Source organism: Crossiella sp. NPDC003009 (genome assembly GCF_053591555.1).
Genome location: NZ_JBSFUA010000014.1, coordinates 128,359 through 147,338, shown reverse-complemented (window position 1 = coordinate 147,338; position 18,980 = coordinate 128,359). Strand labels below are relative to the sequence as shown.

The window sequence follows — 18,980 nt, the reverse complement described above, 5'->3', positions numbered from 1 at the left end:
CGGGGAGGGTGGTGGCCGGCCGCGAGCGGCCACCACCCCGACCCCCTCTTCTCAGGCAGGCACTGCGGGATGGGCGTTGCGGACCAGCATGGTGAACTGGTCGTGGAACCAGTGCCCGGCCAGCGGCGAGTCCGGCAAGGCCCCGGTCTTGTGGCCGCCCGCGTTCGGCGGCACGAACTCCGGGTCGCACATCGGGTCCGGCTTCTTGCCCTCTGGGTTCTGGATGTACTTGCTCGCGCCGTCGGACTCGCCCGGCGGCTTGATCCAGACCAGCGCGTCCAGGTGCGGGTGGCCCTGGGGTTTCGCCTGCGGGGGCAGGCCCAGGCCGGTGGCGCTGACGTTGCACCACAGACCGCGGTGCGCTCGTCTGTCTACTTTGGACTCAGCGGTGTAGGTGTCGAGGTCGGTGCTGGTGCTGGGGCCGCTCGGGCGGTTCGGGCCGCCCCAGCCGTTGCGGCCGGTGTCCACCAGCATGCCGATGCCCTCGGGCCAGCCCTGGGCGCGGAAGGCGGTGTGCAGGGCCGCGGTGAAGTCGGCCTCGTCGAAGTTCGGGTTCCACTCGTAGTACTTCGACGAGCGCACCGGCTGGCCGCCGACGGGCAGGTTCGGATCGGGCAGGTGCGGCTCGGCCAACGGGGTGTAGTTCGACACGTTGGTCACGAATCCGTCCACACTGGACAGTCCGGCGGTGGTGCCGCGGATGGTGTCGGTGTAGAGCGCCACGGTGTCGCGCAGGTTGGTGTCCCAGCCGAGCCAGCCGGAGTGCGCGATGTCCAGGTAATTGTAGACGTTGGGGATCGCGTGCAGCTTGTTCACCGCGTAGCGGACCGCGTCCACGTAGATGCCGCTGGCCTTGGCCTGCGCGCACTCCGGGTCGGCCTGGTTGGTCGCCAGGTTGGGCAGGCCGTCCGGCTCGATCACCGCGACGATCCGGATGACCGCGTACTTGGGGTTGCCGAAGGTGCGGGCGATGACGTCGATGTACTCGCGCTGGTATCGGGCCAGCCCGGCGGCGGTCAGCGGCAGCTCGCCGCTGGAGGCCAGCGCGGCGCAGTCCCTGCCGGGCAGGTCGTAGATCACGAAAGTGGCGGTGATCGGCCTGCCCGGCTTCTTCTGCGCCAGCGCGGCGTCCAGGTGGCCCTTGAGGCTGCGGCGGTCGCCGTTGGGCTTGCCGCCGTGGATGGCCGCGATCCGGTCCAGCCACACCGCGGTCGGATAGGTCTTGACGGTGGCCATCTTGGCCCTGAGCGCCGGGTCGGTGGTCTTGGCGATCGAGGTGTCCACCAGTGCCGCGTAGTCCGGGTTGCGGTAGCTGGTGGCGCCCGCGAACGGGTTGTCGGCATGCGGCCAGGCCGGGGTGGCCTCAGCCGCGACCGGAGTGGTCACGGCCAGGGCCGCGGCCAGTGCCAAGGCTAGTTTTCGCAACGGGATGCTCCAGGAGTGGCAGGGGTGTGGCTATTCTGGGAGCGCTTCCAGTTCCAGCCGACTGTAACGGCGTCTGCCGCCGGATGTGAATGCCGGGTAACGAGAATCCAGGCCGGCAGACCCGATCGGACTAGTGAGGTGGATCATGCGATTAGCACAATCCCTGGTGAGCACCGTGCTGTTGAGTTTGCTCGCTTCCCTGTTCCTGACCGGGCCCGCGCACGCGGCCACCGGCTTCACCGTGCGCGAGGGCAGGCTGCACGACGCCAACGGTGTGGAGTTCGTGCTGCGCGGGGTGAACCACGCGCACACCTGGTACCCGCAGCGGTTCAGCTCGCTCGCGCACATTTCCACGCTCGGCGCCAACTCGGCGCGGGTCGTGCTCAGCAGCGGCGACCGCTGGACCCGCAACGACACCGCCGACGTGACCAGGGTGGTCGCGGAGTGCAGGCGGCAGAAGCTGGTGTGCGTGCTGGAGGTGCACGACACCACCGGCTACGGCGAGCAGGCCGGCGCGGTCACCCTGGACCGGGCCGCCGACTACTGGCTGAGCATCCGGGAGGCGCTGCGCGGCCAGGAGGCCTTCGTCATCATCAACATCGGCAACGAGCCGCACGGCAACAACGGCTACCAGCGCTGGAGTGCGGACACCCGGGGCGCGATCGCCAAGCTGCGCGGCGCCGGACTGCGGCACACGATCATGGTGGACGCGCCGAACTGGGGCCAGGACTGGTCCTTCACCATGCGGGACGGCGCGGCCGCGGTCTTCGCCGCGGACCCGTTGCGCAACACCGTGTTCAGCGTGCACATGTACGGGGTGTACAACACCGCGGCCAAGGTCTCGGACTACCTCGGCCGGTTCCTGGCCGCCCGGCTGCCGATCGTGGTGGGCGAGTTCGGCCACTTCCACTCCGACGGCGACCCGGACGAGAACGCGATCCTCGCCTTCAGCCAGGCCAACCGGATCGGCTACCTGGGCTGGTCGTGGAGCGGCAACAGCGCTGACGTGGGCTATCTCGACATGGCCACCGCCTTCGACCCGGCCCAGCTGACCAGCTGGGGACAGCGGATCTTCCACGGCCCCAACGGGATCAAGCAGACCGCCAAACGAGCCACGGTGTTCGGCCGGGCGGCCTGAGTGCCGGAGCAGCCGCCAGGGTGAATGTCTGTACACACGTTGGCACCCGGGTTAGTATCCGAAACTGGGAGCGCTCCCAGAAATCGCCCCCTGTGATCGCTCAGCGACGAGCGGAGGAACCGCAATGAGGTTCAAATCCCTGTTGACGAACTTACGAACGGGCCGCGGTCTACGCGGCTCGGCCGCGGGTCTGGCGGCGGTGCTGACCGCCACGACCTTCGGCACGGTGCTCGCCGCCCCCTCGGCCAGCGCCGCGCCCGCCTGCCGGGTCGACTACAGCGTGAATGACTGGGGCAGTGGCTTCACCGCCCGAGTCAAGATCAACAATCTGGGTGACGCGGTCTCCAGCTGGACGCTGGGCTTCGCCTTCCCCGGCAACCAGCGGCTTTCCCAGGGCTGGAGCGCCAACTGGTCCCAGGCCACCGACAGCCCCAACGTGATCGCGACGGGTAACGGGTCCCTGGGCACCGGGGCCTCGGTGGAGATCGGCTTCAACGCCACCTACTCCGGCAGCAACCCCGCCCCGACCAGCTTCACGCTCAACGGCACCGCCTGCACCGGCAAGCCGACCGATCCGCCGCCCGGTGGCGCCCGGGAGAACAACCCCTACACCGGCGCGGATGTGTACGTGAACCCGGACTGGGCGGCCAGGGTGCGTGCCGAGCCCGGTGGCAGCCGTATCGCCAACCAGCCCACCGGGGTCTGGATGGACCGCATCGCCGCGATCAACGGCACCCCCGGCGCCAGGGGCCTGGTCAGTCACCTCGATGAAGCGGTGCGACAGGACGCGGCCAACGGGGCGGCGCCCCTGGTGGTGCAGCTGGTGATCTACAACCTGCCGGGCCGGGACTGCGCGGCGCTAGCCTCCAACGGCGAGCTCAAGGCCGATGAGATCGGCCGCTACCGCACCGAGTACATCGATCCGATCGCCGCGATCCTGGCCAGGCCCGCCTACGCCAAGCTGCGCATCGCGACCGTGATCGAGGTCGACTCGCTGCCGAACCTGATCACCAACGTCAGCGGCCGGCCCACCGCCACGCCGCAGTGCGACACGATGAAGGCCAACGGCAACTACGTCAACGGCGTCGGCTACGCGCTGAACAAGCTCGGCGACGTGCCGAACGTGTACAACTACATCGACGCCGGGCACCACGGCTGGCTCGGCTGGGACGACAACTTCGCCCCGACCGTGCAGTTGATGTGCCAGGCCGCCAACGCCTCCGGCGCCACCCCGGCCGACGTGGCGGGCTTCATCGTCAACACGGCCAACTTCAGCGCGCTGTCCGAACCGTTCTTCAAGGCCGACACCGTGGTCAACGGCAGGCCGGTGCGCGAGACCACCAAGTGGGTGGACTGGAACCGCTACGTCGACGAGCTCACCTACGCCCAGGACTTCCGGTCCAGGGCCGCCGCGGCCTGCTTCGGCCAGGACATCGGCATGCTCATCGACACCGCGCGCAACGGCTGGGGCGGCCCCAACCGGCCGACCTCGGTGAGCACCTCCACCGATCCGAACACCTTCGTCAACCAGTCCCGCGTCGACCGGCGCATCCACCTCGGCAACTGGTGCAACCAGTCCGGCGCCGGCCTCGGCGAGCGGCCGAAGGCCAACCCCGGTCCCGCCGGGATCGACGCCTACGTGTGGATGAAGCCGCCCGGCGAGTCCGACGGCTCCAGCAAGTACATCCAGAACAACGAGGGCAAGGGCTTCGACCGGATGTGCGACCCGACCTACACCGGCAACCCGCGCAACGGCCACAGCATGTCCGGCGCACTGGGCAACGCGCCGCTGTCGGGGCACTGGTTCCCCGCACAGCTGCAGGAGCTCATGCGCAACGCCTACCCGGCGCTGTGATCGCCTGAGGTGAATCCGGAATGCCGTCCCCGCAGTGTCGCGGGGGCGGCATTCCGCTGTGCCAGGCCTAGGTGGCCAGCACGGTCACCGCGAACTGGACCGCGTTGGGCCGCAGGTCCACGTCCTCGTCGGACTTCCCGGCCAGCACCATCGCGCCGCCCGCCCGGTACCCGGGCTGGGTGCCGGGCACGGCGACCAGCGGGACCGCGAACGAGCGTTCCTCGCCCGGCCGCAGGCCCTTGGGCACGGTGATGCCCAGTACCTCGGGGACGGTGGGATCGGTGTTCTGGTAGATGAACTTCGCCCCTGGCGGCAGCTGCCCCGACCGGTCGACGTTGACGTAGAACGGCGTGCGCAAGGTGATCAGCGCGTCCGCGGTGGTGCGGTTCGGTCCGGCGTTGCCCGCGCGGACGGTGACCAGCCGGCCCTTGCCCCTGGTCAGCGCGCAGAACTCGTAGCTGACGTACAGGTTGACCTGGTTGCCCGCCTGCCCCGTGCGCGCGGGGCCGTTGCTGGCGCCGGGGGTCTTGATCTGGATGTCCGTCGCGTCGAACGACAGGCAGGGCGGCTCATCCCTGGCCGGGCGCACCGGGGAGACCAGCAGCTGGCCGTGGCCCAGCAGACTCGGGCCGCCGTCGACCCGGATGACCGGGATGGACACGTCGTGCCTGCCCGGCTTGAGCCCGGCAGGCAGCACCACCTCCAGGATCTCCGGCACGTTGGGCCGCGCGTCCTGGAGCAACATTTTCGCGCCGGGCGGCAGCTCGCCCGCACGGTTGACGTTGACGAAGTAGGGGGTGACGAACTTCAGGCTGAGCGGGTCCTTGGTCGGCTGGCTGCTGTGGTTGTCCACGAACAACTTCAGCGTGCCCCGGGGAGTCCGCGCAATGCCGTTGGCCATGCCGGTCTCGCCCCCGACGAGCACCGGATCGAAACCCTTGCACTGGGTGACGGCCTGCGCGGCTTCAGCCGAGGGCGCGGACGCGGGCAGCCCGACCACCATCCCGGCCACGCCGACCCCGCCGACCCGGATGAACTGCCGTCGTGACACTGGTTCCGCAGGCATGACCGACTCCGCTCGCTCGTGGACTCCCCGCTGCCACCATGCGATCGACGTGCGACAACCGCCAGCCCACCGGCGTCCCATTCACTCGCTGGTGACGTCGGCAGGCTGGCGGTCGGGTCAGTTACCTGGAGCAATCACGGTTGTTCGGCGGTCAGCCCGTTCTGCCTGATCACCTGCGAGTAGAAGTGCGCGCTGCGCTTCGGGGTGCGGACCTGGGTCTGGTAGTCCACGTGCACCAGGCCGAACCGCTTGGCGTAGCCTTCGGCCCACTCGAAGTTGTCCAGCAGCGACCAGCTGAAGTACCCGCGCAGGTCGGCCCCTGCCTGGATGGCCTCGTGCGCCGCGCGCAGGTGACCGTCCAGATAGGACACCCGGTCGGTGTCCTCGATCTGGCCGTCGCCGTTGGGCTTGTCCGGCCAGGCCGAGCCGTTCTCGGTGATGTAGAGCGGCAGCGGCGGGTACTCGGTGTGCAGCCGGGTGAGCACCTCGGTGAGCCCGGAGGCCTGGATCTCCCAGTTCATGTCCGTGCGCGGCAGGCCCCTGCTGGGGAAGCGCACGTGTTCGGCGCCGATCCAGGTGGTGGGGCCGTCGGCGGGCTCGGTGGCCGCGCCGGAGACGTGCAGGCTGCTGTAGTAGTTGACGCCCAACAGGTCCAGCGGTGCGCCGATCAGGTCCAGGTCGCCGTCCTGGATGTGGCTGGACAACCCGAACGGTGCCAGGTCGGCGAGCACGTCCTCGGGGTACTCCCCGCGCAGCACCGGGTCGAGGAAGATCCGGTTCTGCAGGCCGTCGACCCTGCGGACCGCCTCCACGTCGGCTTCGGAAGCGGGGTCGGCGGGGTGCACCGGGTACAGGTTGAGCGTGATCCCGGCCTTGGCCTGGGGAGCCGCGTCCCTGATCGCCTGCACACCGAGGCCGTGCGCCAGGTGCAGGTGGTGCACGGCGGCCACGGTGGCGTGCGGGTCGGTGCGGCCGGGGGCGTGCCTGCCCGAGGCGTAGCCGACGAAGGAGGAGCAGTAGGGCTCGTTGAGCGTGGTCCAGAACGGCACCCGGTCGCCGAGCGCGCCGGCCACGGTCTGGGCGTACTCGCCGAAGCGGTAGGCGGTGTCCCGGTTCGCCCAACCGCCGCGCTCCTCCAGCGCCTGCGGCAGGTCCCAGTGGTAGAGGGTGATCCACGGGGTGATCTGCCTGGCCAGCAGCTCGTCCACCAGGCGCTGGTAGAAGTCCAGGCCTGCCGGGTTGACCGGGCCGCCGTCCGGTCGGATCCGGGGCCAGGCCACGGAGAACCGGTAGGCGCGCAGGCCGAGGTCGGCCATCAGCGCGACGTCCTCGCGCATCCGTCGGTAGTGGTCGGTGGCCGGTTCGCCGGTGTCGCCGTTGTGCACCTTGCCGGGGGTACGGCAGAAGGCGTCCCAGATCGAGTCGGTTCGACCGTCCACAGTGGTCGATCCTTCGATCTGGAAGGCCGCGGTGGCCGCGCCCCACAGGAATCCCGGTGGGAACGCCAGCTCGACGGCGTGGTCAGATACGTGCACTCGTCATCCCTTCACGGCGCCCTGCATGATGCCGGCGACGATCTGTCGGCCGAGCAGGACGAAGATCAGCAGAACCGGGACCGTCGCCATGGTCGTGCCGGCCAGCACGAGCGAGTAGTCGATGTAGAAGCCGCTCTGGAGTTTCTCCAGGGCCACCTGGATGGTGGGGTTGCCCGCGTCGAGAGCGACCAACGGCCACAGGAAGTCGTTCCAGGAGGTCATGAAGGTGAACATGCCGAGGAAGGCCGCGGCCGGGCGGACCGCGGGCAGGCACACGTGCCAGAAGGTGCGGATCAGGCTGCACCCGTCCATCCGGGCGGCCTCGATCAGCTCGAAGGGCACCGCCTCCAGGATGTACTGGCGCATCCAGAACACACCGAGCGCGGTGACCAGGTTCGGCACGATCACCGCCTCCAGGCTGTTGGCCCAGCCGAACTCGGCCATCAGCATGTACAGCGGCACGATGCCCAGCTGGGTGGGCACCGCCAGGGTGGCCACCACCGCGACGAAGAGCACCCCCCGGCCGCGGAAACGCAGCTTGGCGAAGGCGAAACCGGCCAGTGTGGACAGCAGCACGGTGGACACCGTCACCGTGCCCGCCACGATCATGCTGTTGGCCAGCGCTTTCCAGAACGGCACCGAGTCGAACACCTTGGCCGCGTTGGCGAAGAAGTTGCCACCGGGCAGCAGCGGCGGCACCCGTTGGCTGACGGTGGCGCTGTCCCTGCTGGCCACCACGAAGGACCAGTAGAACGGAAAGGCCGAGCCGAGCACGAAGGCCAGCAACAGTCCGTACACCGTGGCATTGGGCTTGCCGACGCTCATCGCCCCACCCCCGCCAGCCGCCGGGTCAGCAGGAAGTTGATCCCGGCGAAGACGATGATCACCAGGAACAGCACCCAGGCGATCGCCGAGGCGTAGCCGAAGTTCTGGTTCTCGAAGGCGGACTGGTACAGGTAGAGGGTGATGGTCTGGAACTGGTTGGAGGAGCCGCCGTTGTTGGAGCCGGGCCTGGTGTCGAACAGCTTGGGCTCGGTGAAGATCTGCAGCCCGCCGATGGTCGAGGTGATCACCACGAAGATCAGCGTCGGGCGCAGCAGCGGCAGGGTGATGCTGAAGAACCGGCGCACCGCACCGGCCCCGTCGACCACCGCGGCCTCGTAGACGTCCTTGGGGATGGCCTGCATCGCGGCCAGCACGATCAGCGCGTTGTAGCCGGTCCAGCGCCAGTTCACCATGAAGGCGATGGCCAGGTGGCTGGCGAAGCGGTTGGCCTGCCAGTCGATCCGGTCCAGCCCGAACCATTCCAGCAGGGTGTTGACCAAGCCGAAGTCGCGGCCGAACAGGTTGGCGAAGATGATGCCGATGGCCACCAGGCTGGCCGCGTAGGGCAGCAGCACGCCGACCCGCCAGCCGGTGGCCGGGCGGACCCTGGTGTTGAGCAGCGCGGCCAGCAGCACCGCGATCACCAGCTGCGGTCCGCTGGAGAGCAGGAAGATGCTGATCGTGTTGGTCAGCGTGGTCCAGAACTGCTCGTCGGCGAGCAGGTTGGTGAAGTTGTCCAGCCCGACGAACGTCGGCTCCGCGCCGCCCAGCTCCCAGTCGAACAGGGCCACGTAGGCGGTGTAGAGCAACGGGAACAGGCCAGTGAGGCCGAAGATCAGGAAGAACGGCGCGATGTAGAGGTAGGGCGAGAACCGGAGGTCCCACTCGCCGAGCCGGTCGCGAATGGGACGCCGTGACCGCGGCGGAACGGGAGCACCGCGGTCACGGCGGGTCTGCGGGTGGAGGTCCAGACTCACTTGGCCAGCTTCTTCGCACCGTCGACGAGTTGCTGCCAGCCCTCCGCCGAGGAGCCGCCCTGCTCGACCTTCTGCAGCGCGGCGACGCCGACGACGTCCTGGAGCTCACCGTCGGCGGGGCCCTTGTACTGGGCCTTGGTCACCTTGCGGGCCTGCGCGGCGTACAGCGCGCCCGCCTTGACGTCGAAGTACTTGTTGTGGCTGTTCAGCAGCTGCTCGCTGCTCAGCGCCTCAACCTGGCTGGGGAAGGGACCCTTGGCGGCGAAGGCCTTCAGCTGCTGCGCGGGCGCGGACAGCCAGGCGGCCAGCTCCGCGGCCTCCTTCGGGTGCTTGCTCTGCTTGGGCACGGTCAGGTACGAGCCGCCCCAGTTGCCGCCGCCCTCGGGGAAGGCGTCGGTGACCGCCCACTTGCCCTGGTTCTCCGGGCCAGCGTGCTGTTCGACCACGCCGAGCATCCAGGACGGGCAGGTCTTGGTGGCGAAGGCGCCGGTGCGGAAGGCGCTGTTCCACTCCGGGCCGAACGCGGTCAGCTTGGCCGACTGGCCCTTGGCCACCGCGGCGGTCAGCTTGTCCCAGTTGGCCTTGATGGCCGTGTTGGACTCGATGATCAGCTTGTCCTCGGTGTTGTAGTAACCCTGGGGCAGCTGGTTCTGCATGGCGTTGAAGATCTGTGCGGCCGAGTCGAACCAGGCCTTGCCCTTGACCTTGTCCGCGAACTTCTCGCCCGCGGCGAAGAAGCTGTCCCAGGTGGCGAACAGCGGCTTGACCCCCTCGGGGTCGCTGGGCAGCCCGGCCTCGGCGAAGAGGTCCTTGCGGTAGCACATGGCCAGCGGGCCGATGTCGGTGCCGTAGCCGATCAGGCGGCCGTCCTTGGTGGTGACCGCCTCGGACTTCCAGGGCAGCCAGCGCTCCGGGGTGACGTCGGCCGGGCCGATCTCGCGCAGGTTGGCGAACTTGTCCGCGCGTTCCATCACCTTGGCGCGATGACCCTCCTCCACCGCCTCCACGTCGGCCAGGCCGGAGCCCGCGCCGAGCTTGGTGTAGAGGTTCTGGTGGTGGGGCGCGGCCTGCCCGGTCTTGCGGTGGGTGATGCGGATGTTCGGGTGCGCCGCCTCGTACTCCTTGAGCAGGTCCTCGTACCCGAACTCGGTGAAGGTGGCGATGGTGAGCTCCAGCTTGCCGTCCGAGCCGGCGCCGGAACCGCAGGCGGTCACCGCGGCCACCGCCGAGACCGCGAGCCCGAGTGCGAGTGAGCGAGGTAAGAGATGGCGCACGTCAACCCTTTCGCCGTTCTGGACCGTGCTGGGAGCGCTCCCAGAAATCGAGTTGAGTGTTGCCCCGAGGTGTTCGGGGTGTCAAGGGGATCAAGGAAAAAGACTGTCGAAGGGTTGTCAGATCGGGCGCGAACTGGAATCGCTCCCAGTCCGCGCCCGTCTGCCTCAGCCGCCGAAGAGCTCGCTGTGCGCCGCGAAGGCGGTGGCGATCTCCGCCTGTGACCAGAACCGGTGGACGGTCAGGGTCGGCGCTGGGCCGCCGTCCAGGTAGGCCTGGACCTTGGGCCAGTCGGGGTCGTTCTGGTAGAAGGAGCGGATGGACAGGAAGGTGGAGTTGGCGTCGATGCGGTCGCCGTTGGCCATCGTGCCGGTCCAGCCCGGCGGGATGTACAGGCCGTCGCCGTTGGCGGTGGTGAGCTTGTCGTCGAAGCGGCTGTAGTCGGCGCGGGTCTCCGGGATGGCGATGCCCTTGCCGTCCTGGTGCGCCAGCAGCGCGTCGAGCAGGCGCTCACCGGTGGTGCGCGCCGCGGTGTTGCCCGAGGCCGCCGCGTAGTAGAGCAGCGTCTTGGACAGCGCGGCCGCCACGCCGACGTCCTGGCTGTGGTTGAGCACCTTGACCGTCAGCCCCGCGTTGCCGGTGGGGGTGCCGGTCCAGTCGTCGGGCTTGCCGGTCCACTCCAGGTCCGAGGGCACCCGGAAGGAGCCGTTGCCCGCGGTGGTGTTGGCGATGGCCCAGGGCACCCACTTGTCCAGGATCGCCTTGGCGCGGGCGTCCTTGGTCACGTGGTAGAGCTGGGCGATGCGTTCCACGCCCCAGACCTGGAAGCCGAACCACCGGTTGCTCGGCGGGTCGTGCCACACCGGCTGGAAGTCATACGCCATGCCGTGGAACTTCGCCGATCCGGCGGGCGGCGGCTGGTAGGAGCCGCCCCAGCTGTTGCTGGCGCCACCGGCGATGCCGCCGTTGGCGGCCTGCAACCACTGCAGGAACTCCAGCTGCCGGTCGTAGCTGGTGTCCCAGTCCTGCTGCCCGGTGGCCGACTTCGGCTTGAGCGCCGGGTCGTTGGCCAGCGCCCAGGCGGCCAGTGGGTTCTGGTAGCCCTGGTGCGGTGCGCTGGAGCCGATCCGCCAGGCCCACCCGGCCGAGGTGTCGGTCGCGCCGCCCCAGGAGTAGTACCAGCCCATCAGGTAGTGCGCGCTGTTCTTGCCGGTGCCCGCCGGACAGCTGGCCGGACCGACGCAGTTGCCGATCTTCTTGAAGTACTTGTCGAACATGGCGTAGCGCAGGTAGTCGCCCATCTTGGCCGCCTTGGCCAGGATCGGCGCCACCTCCGCGCCCTTGCCCTGCGCCTGCGCCCAGGTCTTGGCCCAGTAGGCCACCTGCACCGCGCGCGCGTCGGCATCCGGCGCGTTGGTGTAGCGCCACTGCTTGGAGTAGCTGGCGTCCTTGGTGAACAGGTCCAGGAACCCGTTGCGGCCGCCGTGCTTGAACGTGTCGCAGGAGGGGTGGGTCACGGTCTCCCAGACCGACTCCTGCTCACCGCGCTGGAAGGTGTTGACGTAGGCGGGCGCGTTGTTGGTGCCGTCCCCGCAGTGCCCGTAGCCGTAGGTGTTGTCGACATCCAGCAGCCAGTGCATGCCGTAGATGTCGTTGTTGCCGTAGGCCGAGCGCAGCTCAGCGGCCAGCGGGTCCTGGCCAACCGCGACGCCCGGGTCCAGCTGCGAGGGGTAGCCCCTGGGGTGCGGGTGCTCCGGGGCGTAGGTGGCCGGTTTGGCCGGGTTGTAGAAGGAGTTGGTCGGCTGGTCCTTGCTGCCTGGGATGATGAACTTCTCCATCGACTCCCAGGCCTTGGCCAGCGGCGCCCAGTCCTTGGTCACCCGGCCGTAGCTGGCCTCCAGCCACAGGTAGTAGCTGAATGCCTCCGAGGTGGTCTGATGCCCGTGGTCGGGCGCCTCCACCACCAGGGTCTCCACCGAGTGGTAGGGCACCAGCAGTTCGCCGAAGCGGCGGAAGTAGCCAGCCGCCGGGTCCTTGATCTTGTTGTACTGGGCCAGGAAGGCCGCGGCGTAGCTGGAGGTGTCCTTGCCCAGCTCCCTCGCGGTGATGGTGGCCGCGGTGTGGCCCGCCGCGGCCACGGTGAACCTGGCCTCGCCCAGCGCGCCGCCGTTGTCGGCCGCGGCGATGGTGAGCTGCTGCGCGGTGTTCCAGTTCTGCGGGGTGAACCGCAGGGTGGCCGGGGTCGCGGTCAGGTCCGCGCTGCCGGTGCGGGTCACCGTCGCGGTGACCTCACCGGCCGGCGCGGAGGCCAGCTTGACCCCGACCTTGACCGAGTCGCCCTGGCGCACGCTGACCGCGCCGGGGGTGGCCAGCACGGCGGGCGCGCCGAGCACGCGCACCGCGACCGGGTTGGAGACGGTGGTGGCGCCCTTGTCGTCGGTGGCGCGGGCGGTCACCGAGTACTCACCGGCGGTGGCGCCGGTCCAGTTGACCCGCCACGGCGCCGCGGTGGCGATGCCGACGGGGGTGGTGCCGGCGAAGAACTCGACCTTGCTGACCGTGCCGTCGGTGTCGGCGGCATCGGCGGCCAGCGCGATGCTGGCCGGGGCGGTGAAGGTGCTGCCGTCGGCCGGGCTGGTCAGTGCGACCGAGGGGGCCCGGTTCGCGCCGGTGCAGCGGACGCCGTTGACCGCGAAGTCGGTCGGCGGCCGGTTCGCCGCGCCCTTGTCGGCGTTGAAGTTGACCTGGGTGCTGCCGCCGGCGGGCAGTACCCGGGCCCAGTCCGGGTTGGCCACGGTGACCGCGGCGCCCTGCTGGCTGAACACGCCGTTCCAGCCGTTGCTGACCTTCTGGCCGTCGGGGAAGGTCCAGGTGAGCTGCCAGCCGTTGAGGGCCTCGCCGTCGTTGCGGATGGTCGCGGCGGCGCTGAAGCCGGTGCTCCACTCGTTGGTCACCTGGTACACCACGGTGCAGGCCACCGAGGGGGCGGCCGCGGCGGGCAGCGCGCCCAGCGGGAGCGTCACCGCCCCGGCCAGCGCGGTGGCGAGTGCGGCGGGCAATGGCCCGGCTCGCCATCGCCGGGATAGCGCACGGGATCTCATGCAGGGTCCTCCTCCGGACACACAGGGGTGAGGGCGGTGGATTCTGGGAGCGCTCCCAGCGCGGACTGTAACCGCGCCGAAACCCGCTGTGAACCCTCGGCCGCGCACGGGCGGGGACCATCGGCGACATTGCACCCGTTCGGTCCCGCCTTCGCCGCCGGGCGGGCTAAGCTGATCATCGGAGGTGGTGGGTGTGACCCGAGGTGCCACGCGGCCGACGCTGGAAGACGTCGCCGCCTACGCCGGCGTGTCCCGGTCGACCGCCTCGCGGGCGCTCAACGAGGACGCCTACGTCAGTTCCCGGGCCAGGGAGAAGGTCCTCGACGCCGCGCGCGAGCTGGGCTACTCGCCCAACCAGGCGGCGCGCTCGCTGGTCACCAGGCGCACCAACGCGATCGCGCTGGTGCTCTCGGAGCCGGAGACCAAGGTCCTGGAGGACCCGTACTTCGCCGAGATCGTCCGCGGCGCGTTCCGGCAGCTGTCCTCAGTGGGCAGCCAGATGCTGATGATGCTGGTGGACAGTCGCGAGGACGTGCCGGGCACGGTGCGCTTCCTGGAGGGCGGGCACGTCGACGGCGCGCTGGTCTTCGCCGCGCACCGGGGTGATCCGCTGCCGACCGCGCTGCGGCTGCTCCGGCTGCCGATGGTCTTCGGTGGCGGCAGTCCCGGCGGCGCCATCCGCGGCCTGCACATGGTCGACTTCGACAACGTGGGCGGCGCGAAGCTGGCGGTGGAACACCTGCTGTCGTTGGGGCGCAAGCGGATCGGCACCATCACCGGACCGCTGGACCAGCGCTCTGCGGTGGACCGGCTGGCCGGCTGGCGGACCACCGTTGGCCTGGACGACCGCGCCGCGGCCCGGCTGTGCGAGGAAGGCGACTTCACCACCGAGAGCGGCGAGCGGGCGGTGGCCAGGCTGCTGGCGCGCAACCCGAAGCTGGACGCGGTCTTCGCCGCCAACGACCCCATGGCCGCGGGCGCCCTGCGCGCGCTGCGCGCCGCGGGACGGCGGGTGCCGGAGGACGTGGCCGTGGTGGGCTTCGACGACCACCGGGGGCTGGCCGAGGCGACCAACCCGCCGCTGACCACGGTGCACCAGGACCCGCGCGAGCAGGTCCGGCAGATGGTGCTCACCCTGCAGCGGCTCATCGAGGGGGAGAACCCGCCGCCGCGCAGGCAGGTGCTGCCGGTCGGCCTGGTGCGCCGGGCCTCGGCCTAGTGTCCTGAGTCGCCTTCTTCCACCGGGCGGACGGCAGCGCCGCGCCGGAGCAGGCCGCGCACGCGCACGCCGTCGACTGCGGCGATCCCCGCGCCCGGTACCGCGTCCGTCAAGGCCCCGGATGCGTCCGTGGAACGGATTGGCCCTTGCTCATGCGCAGGATCAGGGCGACCGCGTCCGCCGAGTGGGCTGCCGGAGTCAGGATCGCCTGGAGGAGCAGGCCACGAATCGCGGCGATGGTGACGGTGGCCAGGGTCAGCGCTTCCTTGGCGTCGAGCCCTTCGCGTTCCGCGAGCGAGGCCAGGCTCTTGGTCAGGTCGTCGAGTGAGTCGATGAACTCACGGAAGTTGTCTGGGCTGTACGCGGCCAGACCTACGACGTGGAAGAAGCCGCGGACACGCGACAGTTGCTCCGGGCGGGTGTAGGTCCGCCAGATCGCCACGACGAGGTCGTCGAAGGTGCCTTGCCGGGCGGCCTGGAAAAGCGCCTCGTTGTCACGGGATCGCTGCGCCTTGAGCATGGCCGCCAGGACGCCCGGGAGCGACCCGAAGTGGTATCGCAGGAGGGCGTGGCTGGTCCCGGTCCGGGCGGCGATCTCACGGAGTGACACCTCCGGTGCGGGAAGGGCCTCGTCGAAGGCGTCGAGAAGCCGAGCCAGGAGGCGCTCGCGTGCGTCGCCGGTGCGTTCGGTGCTTGACAGGGTCACTCCCACAGTTTATCCATTGGAAAAGACCGACGACGTGTGTTGTGAAGGATCTCCGATGAGCACCATGTGGCACGGCTGCCTCGCCGACACCGACTACTTCGAGATGCGCTCCAGCGGTGGGCACGACTACGGCGTCTGGGTCACCACGCCACCGGGCTACGACCCCGCCACGACGCAAGCGCCTGCCGTGTACGTGCTCGACGGCAACTGGGCCGTGGGCATGACGGCTCCGCTCATCGTCACCCAGGCGGATCCCATGCAGCGGATCCAGCCCTACATCCAGGTCAGCGTCGGCTACGCGGGCGAGGAAGCACAGCATTGGGATCGGCTGCGCAACAGAGACCTCGTGCCGCCCGGCGAGCCCATCGCCAAGGAGCTCATCGAGGCCGTGGAGATGGGAGTCCAAGCGGGCGCGAGGACACGCGAGGAAGCCGACGCCTACCTCGCCGAACTGCGCGACACCCACGCCGATGCGTTCCTGAGCTTCCTCACCGCGGAACTGCACCCGCGGATCGAACGCGACTACGGCACAGCCGCGAGCGGGCACGGCCTTTTCGGCTACTCCTACGGCGGCCTTTTCAGTCTCTACACCTGGCTCACCGGCAACACGCTCTTCGCGAGCATCGGAGCGGGCAGCCCCGGCGTCACCGGTGCAGGCAGTCAGATCTTCGCCCAGCTCCACGAGCTGGGTGACCGGCAGCACGCCGCCAAGCTGCACCTGACCTTCAACGAGGGAGAACTGCTCGGAGACCTGGCCATCTACCAAAACCTCGCGAAGAACACGGCCACCGTCCTGCACCGCCTCACCTCCCGCGGTGCGGCCGTCACCAGCGCGGTCCTGCGCGAGACGCACGTGACTGGCCTGCAGGCATCGTTCCTGAGCTACCTCAGGACCTGCCGGGCCCGGTAAGCGCGTGCCGGCGATCCAGGCCAGGTCCAGCGGCGCGAGCGGTGAGACCCGTTGCGGTACTAGTGCTCGTGGGCGGGCGGCTGGGCGAAGACGCAGTTGTCCACGTCGGCCGGGATCTGCCGGACCTTGTCGTCGGTGTAGGCGCAGCGCAGGTAGTACAGGTCCAGCTGGTAGACGCCGAGGAAGCCTGAAGTGACCGCGAAACCGTTGCCGAAGGCCAGGGTCGGCCCGTCGCCGATGGTGCCCTTGGCCATCGCGTCCCGCCAGGTGCGCTGGAACTCGATCTGCTTGCCAGGGGCGAACAACAGCAGTCCGACCTTGGGGTAGGAGGGCGGCACCGCGCAGGTGGACCACTCCGCGATGTAGGGCTCGTACAGCTCGCGGAGCTCGGCGCCGACCAGCCTGCCCAGCTCCTCGGGCGTGCCGGCCCTGGCGTCGGTGCAGCCCGAGGTCTTCTCGCTGACCAGGTCCACCAGTCCGCGCATCGTGGTGACCGGCGGTCCGAGTGCGCCGGCGCCGCGATCCGCAAGGGGCGCAACGGGTTCGGCGGCGCAACCGGCGAGCAGGGCAAGGGTCAGCGCGACGGCCGCGGCGATTCTGGGCACGATCATGACGCCTCCTGTCTGGGAGCGTTCCCAGTACCGTAGTCAAACCTTTGCGTGGTTGACAAGGAGTTGTGGTACCCCGAGTCTGGAAGCGCTCCCAGATTCCCTGCCCTGAGGAACTGACCATGACACTGCGAAGCAGGCTCGCGGCGTTGGCGGCAGTGGTCGTCGCGCTGTGTTCGATGGTCCTCGTCCTACTGGATCAACGCCCGGCTCAGGCGCACGGCGCCATGATGCAGCCGGGCAGCCGCACTTTCTTCTGCTGGAAGGACGGCCTCAGCTCCACCGGTGAGATCAAGCCGAAGAACCCGGCCTGCGCCGCCGCGGTGGCGCAGAGCGGCACCAACCCGCTGTACAACTGGTTCAGCGTGCTGCGCTCCGACGGCGAGGGGCGCACCCGCGGCTTCGTGCCGGACGGCCAGCTGTGCAGCGGCGGCAACAGCACCTTCTCCGGCTGGAACCTGGCCAGGAACGACTGGCCGCTCACCCACCTGACCGCCGGCGCCAACATGCGCTGGTCCTACAACGCCTGGGCTGCCCACCCCGGCTGGTTCTACCTTTACGTCACCAAGGACAGCTGGAGCCCGACCCGGCCACTGACCTGGAACGACATCGAGGAGCAGCCGTTCCTGACCGTCGACCACCCCCCGCTGACCGGTTCGGTCGGCACGGTCGAGGGCCACTACTCCTGGAGCGGCAAGCTGCCGCAGGGCAAGAGCGGCAAGCACATCATCTACTCGGTGTGGAAGCGCTCGGACAGCAAGGAGACCTTCTACGGCTGCTCCGACGTGGTCTTCGACGGCGGCAACGGCGAGGTCACCGGCATCGGCGCCGACCCGGGCCCCGGCCCGACCGGCACCACCAGCCCGACCAGCACCACCGCGGTCCCGCCAGGGGCTTGCACCGCCGAGTACGCGGTCACCAACAGCTGGGCCGGTGGCGCCCAGGTGACGGTGACCGTGCGCAACCCCGGCAGCACGCCGGTGCGGGGCTGGACCGTGCGCTGGACCGCCCAGGCGGGTCAGCGGATATCCAGCCTGTGGGACGCCACGCACTCCGTCACCGATTCCGTGGTGACGGTGAAGAACGCGTCCTGGAACGCGAGTGTGCCCGCGGGCGGGCAGGCGGCGTTCTCGTTCAACGTGGAGTCGACCGGTGACCACAAACCGGCGAGTCCACTCACCTGCGCCAGTCCCTGATGGCGCCCCCGCGGCGCGGGTCCCTTCCTCCACCCGGGACCCGCGCCGCGGCTTGGGTCAGCCCGCGGGCGGCGCGGTACTGCGGCGCACGATCAGCGTGGTGGCCAGCTCGACCCTGCGGTGCTCCGGTTCGGTGCCGCGGGCCAGCGACACCGCCAGGCGGGTGGCGGCGGCGGCCATGTCCTGCAACGGCTGGCGGACCGTGGTCAGTGGTGGGCCGACCCACTGCGCCACCGGCAGGTCGTCGAAGCCGACCACGCTCAGGTCCTCCGGGATGCGCAGGCCCGCAGTGCGCGCGGCCTCGTAGACGCCCAGCGCCTGCAGGTCGCTGCCGGCGAAGACCGCGGTGGGCCGCTGGGGCAGCGTGAGCAGCGCCTCGAACTGCGCGCGGCCGGACTCGACGTGGAAGTCGCCGTAGCGCACCAGATCCGGGTCCACCACCAGTCCGGCGGTCTCCAGCGCGGCGCGGTAGCCGTCCACCCTGGCCCGGCTGCACAGCACCCGTTCCGGGCCGCCGATCACCGCGATGCGCTCATGCCCCAGCTCGATCAGGTGCCGGGTGGCGGTCAGGCCGCCGTTCCAGTTGGTCGCGCCGATCGAGGGGGTGTGCACGCCCGGCTCGCCGATCGGGTCCACCACCACGACCGGGATGTCCCTGGCCCGCAGCTTGGCCAGCTGTGCGGCGCTGAGATCGGAGAACACCGCGACCACGGCCAGCGGCTTGCGGGTGATCACGCCGTCCACCCAGCGCTGGCCGGGGGTCAGCCTGCCCTGTGACTCCGAGAGCACCAGCGCGAGACCCTGCTCGGCGGCCACCTGCTCGGCGCCGCGGATGATCTCCAGCGCCCAGGCGCTCTCCAGCTCGTGGAACATCAGCTCCACCAGGGTCGAGCGGCGGGACCGCTCATCGCCCCTGCGCTGGTAGCCGTGCTGCCGGATGATCGTCTCCACCCGCTCGCGGGTTTCCGGCGCGACATCGGGTCTGCCGTTCATCACCTTCGAAACTGTCGGGATCGAAACGCCCGCCTCGGCGGCGATGTCCGCGATGGTGACCTTGCCCGGTGCCATGGCCGGAGTCTACGACAGCCGGGTTGCCCCAACGGGGCTATTGCCGGGGCGACACGAAGGAGCCTAGCTTCGAAAGTGT

Annotated in this window: 15 protein-coding genes; 5 read left to right on the top strand and 10 right to left on the bottom strand. The window is 69.7% G+C overall.

The genetic code is table 11. The features are described 5' to 3' along the window. Window positions 1-51 precede the first annotated feature (51 nt). Complete coding sequence (locus ACWDY5_RS18170; RefSeq protein WP_449723343.1) at window positions 52-1,425, bottom strand: glycoside hydrolase family 6 protein; 1,374 nt, start codon at window positions 1,423-1,425, stop codon at window positions 52-54. A 145-nt stretch (window positions 1,426-1,570) separates the two neighbouring features. Between ACWDY5_RS18170 and ACWDY5_RS18165 the strand changes: the two genes are divergently transcribed. Further along, the gene (locus tag ACWDY5_RS18165; protein WP_449723342.1) at window positions 1,571-2,563 is read left to right on the top strand and encodes a glycoside hydrolase family 5 protein; all 993 of its coding nucleotides are present in this window, start codon (window positions 1,571-1,573) and stop codon (window positions 2,561-2,563) included. Between the two features lie 124 nt (window positions 2,564-2,687). Then, the gene (locus ACWDY5_RS18160) at window positions 2,688-4,418 is read left to right on the top strand and encodes a glycoside hydrolase family 6 protein (protein ID WP_449723341.1); all 1,731 of its coding nucleotides are present in this window, start codon (window positions 2,688-2,690) and stop codon (window positions 4,416-4,418) included. Window positions 4,419-4,485: 67 nt separating this feature from the next. Here the strand turns inward: ACWDY5_RS18160 and ACWDY5_RS18155 are convergent, their stop codons facing one another. The 6 genes from ACWDY5_RS18155 to ACWDY5_RS18130 all read right to left on the bottom strand — a co-directional run bounded on the left by ACWDY5_RS18155 (window position 4,486) and on the right by ACWDY5_RS18130 (window position 13,152). Then, window positions 4,486-5,484: a twin-arginine translocation signal domain-containing protein gene (locus tag ACWDY5_RS18155; RefSeq protein WP_449723340.1), complete on the bottom strand. Its 999-nt coding sequence runs from the start codon at window positions 5,482-5,484 to the stop codon at window positions 4,486-4,488. 134 nt (window positions 5,485-5,618) lie between these two features. Continuing rightward, entirely contained in the window at window positions 5,619-7,019 is a 1,401-nt protein-coding gene (locus tag ACWDY5_RS18150) for a GH1 family beta-glucosidase (RefSeq protein ID WP_449723339.1), read from the bottom strand. A gap of 3 nt (window positions 7,020-7,022) precedes the next feature. Next, a complete protein-coding gene (locus ACWDY5_RS18145) occupies window positions 7,023-7,844 on the bottom strand; it encodes a carbohydrate ABC transporter permease (protein WP_449723338.1) in 822 nt (273 codons plus the stop codon). Then, complete coding sequence (locus ACWDY5_RS18140; RefSeq protein WP_449723354.1) at window positions 7,841-8,749, bottom strand: carbohydrate ABC transporter permease; 909 nt, start codon at window positions 8,747-8,749, stop codon at window positions 7,841-7,843. The genes ACWDY5_RS18145 and ACWDY5_RS18140 overlap by 4 nt, the downstream gene beginning before the upstream one ends. 68 nt (window positions 8,750-8,817) lie before the next feature. Further along, on the bottom strand, window positions 8,818-10,095 hold the full coding sequence (locus ACWDY5_RS18135; RefSeq protein WP_449723337.1) for an ABC transporter substrate-binding protein: 1,278 nt from the start codon (window positions 10,093-10,095) through the stop codon (window positions 8,818-8,820). Window positions 10,096-10,260: 165 nt separating this feature from the next. Further along, window positions 10,261-13,152, bottom strand: coding sequence for a glycoside hydrolase family 48 protein (locus tag ACWDY5_RS18130; RefSeq protein ID WP_449723336.1), 2,892 nt, complete (start codon window positions 13,150-13,152; stop codon window positions 10,261-10,263). A gap of 235 nt (window positions 13,153-13,387) precedes the next feature. Between ACWDY5_RS18130 and ACWDY5_RS18125 the strand changes: the two genes are divergently transcribed. After that, complete coding sequence (locus ACWDY5_RS18125; RefSeq protein ID WP_449723335.1) at window positions 13,388-14,413, top strand: LacI family DNA-binding transcriptional regulator; 1,026 nt, start codon at window positions 13,388-13,390, stop codon at window positions 14,411-14,413. Window positions 14,414-14,522: 109 nt separating this feature from the next. On the opposite strand, the gene ACWDY5_RS18120 is transcribed toward ACWDY5_RS18125, so the two are convergent. After that, the gene (locus ACWDY5_RS18120; protein ID WP_449723334.1) at window positions 14,523-15,119 is read right to left on the bottom strand and encodes a TetR/AcrR family transcriptional regulator; all 597 of its coding nucleotides are present in this window, start codon (window positions 15,117-15,119) and stop codon (window positions 14,523-14,525) included. A gap of 55 nt (window positions 15,120-15,174) precedes the next feature. Here ACWDY5_RS18120 and ACWDY5_RS18115 point away from each other — a divergent pair, with 55 nt between their 5' ends. Beyond that, entirely contained in the window at window positions 15,175-16,029 is an 855-nt protein-coding gene (locus ACWDY5_RS18115) for an alpha/beta hydrolase (RefSeq protein ID WP_449723333.1), read from the top strand. A 59-nt stretch (window positions 16,030-16,088) separates the two neighbouring features. On the opposite strand, the gene ACWDY5_RS18110 is transcribed toward ACWDY5_RS18115, so the two are convergent. After that, window positions 16,089-16,640, bottom strand: a complete 552-nt coding sequence (locus ACWDY5_RS18110; RefSeq protein WP_449723332.1) for a hypothetical protein — start codon at window positions 16,638-16,640, stop codon at window positions 16,089-16,091. A gap of 119 nt (window positions 16,641-16,759) precedes the next feature. Between ACWDY5_RS18110 and ACWDY5_RS18105 the strand changes: the two genes are divergently transcribed. Further along, window positions 16,760-17,833: a lytic polysaccharide monooxygenase gene (locus ACWDY5_RS18105; RefSeq protein WP_449723331.1), complete on the top strand. Its 1,074-nt coding sequence runs from the start codon at window positions 16,760-16,762 to the stop codon at window positions 17,831-17,833. 57 nt (window positions 17,834-17,890) lie between these two features. Here the strand turns inward: ACWDY5_RS18105 and ACWDY5_RS18100 are convergent, their stop codons facing one another. After that, entirely contained in the window at window positions 17,891-18,901 is a 1,011-nt protein-coding gene (locus ACWDY5_RS18100) for a LacI family DNA-binding transcriptional regulator (protein WP_449723330.1), read from the bottom strand. Between the last annotated feature and the right edge of the window lie 79 nt (window positions 18,902-18,980).

Coding starts and splice junctions, on each gene's coding strand:
- ACWDY5_RS18165 (WP_449723342.1), top strand. CDS start 1,571: ATGCGATTAGCACAATCCCTGGTGAGCACCGTGCTGTTGAGTTTGCTC.
- ACWDY5_RS18160 (WP_449723341.1), top strand. CDS start 2,688: ATGAGGTTCAAATCCCTGTTGACGAACTTACGAACGGGCCGCGGTCTA.
- ACWDY5_RS18155 (WP_449723340.1), bottom strand. CDS start 5,484: ATGCCTGCGGAACCAGTGTCACGACGGCAGTTCATCCGGGTCGGCGGG.
- ACWDY5_RS18145 (WP_449723338.1), bottom strand. CDS start 7,844: ATGAGCGTCGGCAAGCCCAATGCCACGGTGTACGGACTGTTGCTGGCC.
- ACWDY5_RS18115 (WP_449723333.1), top strand. CDS start 15,175: ATGAGCACCATGTGGCACGGCTGCCTCGCCGACACCGACTACTTCGAG.
- ACWDY5_RS18110 (WP_449723332.1), bottom strand. CDS start 16,640: ATGATCGTGCCCAGAATCGCCGCGGCCGTCGCGCTGACCCTTGCCCTG.
- ACWDY5_RS18105 (WP_449723331.1), top strand. CDS start 16,760: ATGACACTGCGAAGCAGGCTCGCGGCGTTGGCGGCAGTGGTCGTCGCG.
- ACWDY5_RS18100 (WP_449723330.1), bottom strand. CDS start 18,901: ATGGCACCGGGCAAGGTCACCATCGCGGACATCGCCGCCGAGGCGGGC.